Here is a 3648-nt window from a genome sequence, read left to right on the forward strand (position 1 = left end):
CATCTCTCCCTCTCGTTCCTCCTATTCCAAGTGAAGTGAAGTAGAAGAGAGAGAAGAGAGAAGAAGGTGAAAGGACTGCTGCTGCTGCTGACCTGCCGTCGCCTTTGGGTTCGTTAATAGAGTTTCCATTTCCATTTCAAGTCATGTTTTCTCTCACGAAAATAGATCGCTGCTATGACGATCCTCCAACGTATTGCCTGTGTACTCTCTGTAGCAGGTCTCCTGCTGCTTACCGGGTGTAGCCTGGTTGGCCCAGGTGGTGGCGGCGGGGATGACGGCGACGATGGCGAAGACCAGGCCGTTCGCGTCGTATCTCCCCATGCGCCCTCCTGGACATAGCACCACCCTCCCCTGGCTCCACTTACAGTCCCTACACACCGTTAATATGCCTATGTATCTGCGCACTACGCTTCTTACCGCGAGTCTTTTGCTAACAAGCGCACTTTTCACCATTGCCATTGCCCAGCAAACCTTTGTTCAATGTGGAACGCTGCTTGACCCGGGTGTGAGTATGGAACCGGTTCCGGAACAGACAATCGTGGTTGAAGACGGGCGCGTTGTGGAGCGCCAGGAGGGCTACACCACAGGAGGCGATGCCGACATCGTTATAGATCTAAGCGATCAGTACTGTCTTCCCGGACTCATCGACATGCACACGCACCTCTCCAGTGAGTTCGAGCAGGGCGGGTACATCGAACCGTTTCGCCTCTCGCCTGCGAACCGTGTGCTCAAGTCAGCGCAGTATGCCCGCACCACGCTGATGGCGGGCTTTACCACCGTGCGCGATATTGGAGGAAGCGAGGGCATCGACCTGGCCCTGCGCGACGGCATTAATCGGGGGAATATCGTAGGTCCACGTATGTTTGTGGCGGGACAGTCGCTTGCCGTAACAGGGGGACACGCTGACCCGACCACTGGATACCGCGAAGATATCGTCGGGGTGGGCGATGTAGAGCACGGCGTAGCCAACGGTGCCGATGAAGCCGCCGAAGCCACCCGCCTGGCTATCAAGCGAGGGGCCGACCACATTAAGATTACCGCCACCGGCGGCGTGCTCTCACTCAATGCCGACGGAACGCGCCCCCACTTCAAAGAAGACGAAATCCGCGCCATTGTTGAGACGGCAGACGACCATGGACTGAAAGTCGCTGCCCATGCCCATGGCGACGAAGGCATGCAGCGGGCCATTCGTGCAGGCATCCGGTCGCTGGAGCATGGCACCTACATGAGCGACGAAACCATGCAGATGATGATCGACAACGACGTCTATCTGGTACCCACTATCACCGCCGGCAAGAGCGTAGCCGACTCCGCCCGCACCGAAGGGTATTACGCGCCCGAAGTCACCGAAAAAGCCATCGAAGTTGGGCCCGTCATCCAGGAGATGTTCGCCCAGGCCTACGAGCGTGGGGTACCCATCGCTTTCGGCACCGACGCGGGCGTCTTCCGCCACGGGCGCAATGCTACAGAATTTGAGTACATGGTCGAAGCCGGTATGCCTCCCGACGAAGCCCTCTACGCCGCCACCTACAGCGCCGCCGATCTGCTCGGACAGCTCGACCACCTGGGAACGCTTGAATCTGGCAAGCACGCCGACATCATTGCGGTGGACGGCGATCCGCTCGACGACATTTCGATCCTTCACGATGTGCAGTTTGTCATGAAAGCCGGTACGGTCTACAAGCAAGACGGCGCGACCACGGCTCAACCTTACGTATCCCGCTGACAGCCTTGTCGGTTGATCCTGCCTCGTATGCATCGTATCATAGAGGAGACGCTGCGTGATGCAGGGTCTCCTCTATATCGTTTAGATATAGGGGGATGCGTTATGTTATTGCCTCTGCTCCATTCCGCCCGGATTTGCCTATGTCGTTGCCCACCCGCTGGCTCGTTGGATGCCTCGTACTCATCAGTATCGCCTGCGCCCCCCATATCGTCCGGGCGCAAGACGCCCCCGCTGCCGCCCCCGATCGCACCGACGAGGGCGACGGGCCCTACGAGCGTCTGGTGCTGCGTGGCGCCACCCTCATTGACGGCACCGGTGCCCCGCCCCGTGGTCCCGTCGACATCGTGATTGAGGACAACCGCATCACCAATATCGAAAGCGTGGGCTACCCCGGCGTGCCGATTGACGACGAAGAGCGTCCCGAGGGCGGCGACCGTGAGATCGACCTGAGCGGACACTACATCCTGCCGGGATTTATCGATATGCATGGCCACCTGGGCGGCACCGCGCAGGGCACGCCCGCCGAGTACGTGCTCAAGCTGTGGATGGGCCACGGCGTAACCACTGTGCGCGAGCCGGGCAGCTTCAATGGCACGGAGTGGACGTTCGACCACCGCGAACGCAGTGCTGCCAACGAAATCGTAGCGCCGCATCTGGTCGCGTACGTCGGCTTTGGCCAGGATCGCGATGCGCCTATTTCCACGCCCGAGCACGCCCGCGAATGGGTGCGCCAGGTGGCCGAGCGTGGGGGCGAAGGCATCAAGTTCTTCGGGGCGCGTCCGGCAATCATGGAAGCCGCCCTCGACGAAGCCGAACAGCAGGACCTGGGCACCGCCATGCACCACGCGCAACTGAACGTGACCCGCGTCGATGCACTGCAATCCGCCACCTGGGGGCTCAACACCATGGAGCACTGGTATGGCCTGCCCGAAGCCCTCTTCGACGACCGCACCGTGCAAGACTACCCGACCGACTACAACTACAACAATGAGCAAGATCGCTTTCGCGAGGCCGGGCGCCTGTGGCAGCAGTCCGCCGAGCCCGGCTCTGCGCACTGGAACGCGGTCATGGATTCGCTTCTGGCGCTCGACTTCACCCTCAACCCCACGCTCAACATCTACGACGCCAGCCGCGACCTGATGCGCGCCCGCAACGCCGACTGGCACGCCGACTACACCTTGCCCTCGCTGCAAGAGTTCTTTACCCCGAGCCGCGAAGACCACGGCTCCTATTTCTTCGACTGGACCACCACGCGTGAGGTGGAGTGGAAGCGCAACTACGACCGCTGGATGGCCTTCCTGAATGAGTACAAGAATCGTGGCGGGCGCGTCACCACAGGCAGCGACAGCGGGTACATCTATCAGGTGTACGGCTTCGGCTTCATCCGTGAGTTAGAGCTGCTACACGAGGCTGGCTTCCACCCGCTCGAAGTCATCCGCGCCGCCACGCTCAATGGCGCTGAAGCCCTCGGGCTCGACGACGACCGAGGCAGCGTTGAAGTTGGGAAGCGCGCCGACCTGGTCATCGTAGACGAGAATCCGCTGCATAACCTGAAGGTGCTTTACGGCACGGGCGCCCTGCGCCTTAACGATGACACCGACACCGTAGAGCGCGTGGGCGGCGTGACCTACACTGTAAAAGACGGCATTGTCTACGATGCCGACCGGCTCCGCGCCGACGTGCGCGCTATGGTTGAGGCGGCTCGGGAGGAAGAAGAGGAATAGTGTGCTGCGAACTGGAAATGGAGGTATCGAAGGGTGAGCGGGTGAAGGAGAAGGCATCCGGCTGTCCACAAGAACGGGGCAGAGCCCCTGAACGGCCCCGTCACGAGGCGGAGCCCCGTGACGAGATGACGTGTGAAGGGCTACCTCATTAAAATGATCTGCTGTTGTATATTGAGGGAGAGAGGTTCAAAAGCTCCC

Annotated in this window: 3 protein-coding genes; all 3 read left to right on the forward strand. The window is 60.6% G+C overall.

Annotated elements, in window-relative coordinates:
- The first annotated feature begins 174 nt into the window (after window positions 1–174).
- The 3 genes from R6U20_RS06290 (at window position 175) to R6U20_RS06300 (ending at window position 3450) form a co-directional block, all read left to right on the forward strand.
- Window positions 175–339 carry a hypothetical protein gene (locus R6U20_RS06290; protein WP_410337014.1) on the forward strand — a complete coding sequence of 55 codons (165 nt, stop codon included), beginning with the start codon at window positions 175–177 and terminating at the stop codon, window positions 337–339.
- Window positions 340–391: 52 nt separating this feature from the next.
- Window positions 392–1726 carry an amidohydrolase family protein gene (locus R6U20_RS06295; protein ID WP_410337016.1) on the forward strand — a complete coding sequence of 445 codons (1335 nt, stop codon included), beginning with the start codon at window positions 392–394 and terminating at the stop codon, window positions 1724–1726.
- A gap of 140 nt (window positions 1727–1866) precedes the next feature.
- Complete coding sequence (locus tag R6U20_RS06300; protein ID WP_410337015.1) at window positions 1867–3450, forward strand: amidohydrolase family protein; 1584 nt, start codon at window positions 1867–1869, stop codon at window positions 3448–3450.
- Window positions 3451–3648 lie beyond the last annotated feature (198 nt).

The sequence above is a fragment of the Longimonas sp. genome (assembly GCF_046498435.1).
Taxonomy (GTDB): domain Bacteria; phylum Bacteroidota; class Rhodothermia; order Rhodothermales; family Salinibacteraceae; genus Longimonas.

Coding starts and splice junctions, on each gene's coding strand:
- R6U20_RS06300 (WP_410337015.1), top strand. CDS start 1,867: ATGTCGTTGCCCACCCGCTGGCTCGTTGGATGCCTCGTACTCATCAGT.
- R6U20_RS06290 (WP_410337014.1), top strand. CDS start 175: ATGACGATCCTCCAACGTATTGCCTGTGTACTCTCTGTAGCAGGTCTC.
- R6U20_RS06295 (WP_410337016.1), top strand. CDS start 392: ATGTATCTGCGCACTACGCTTCTTACCGCGAGTCTTTTGCTAACAAGC.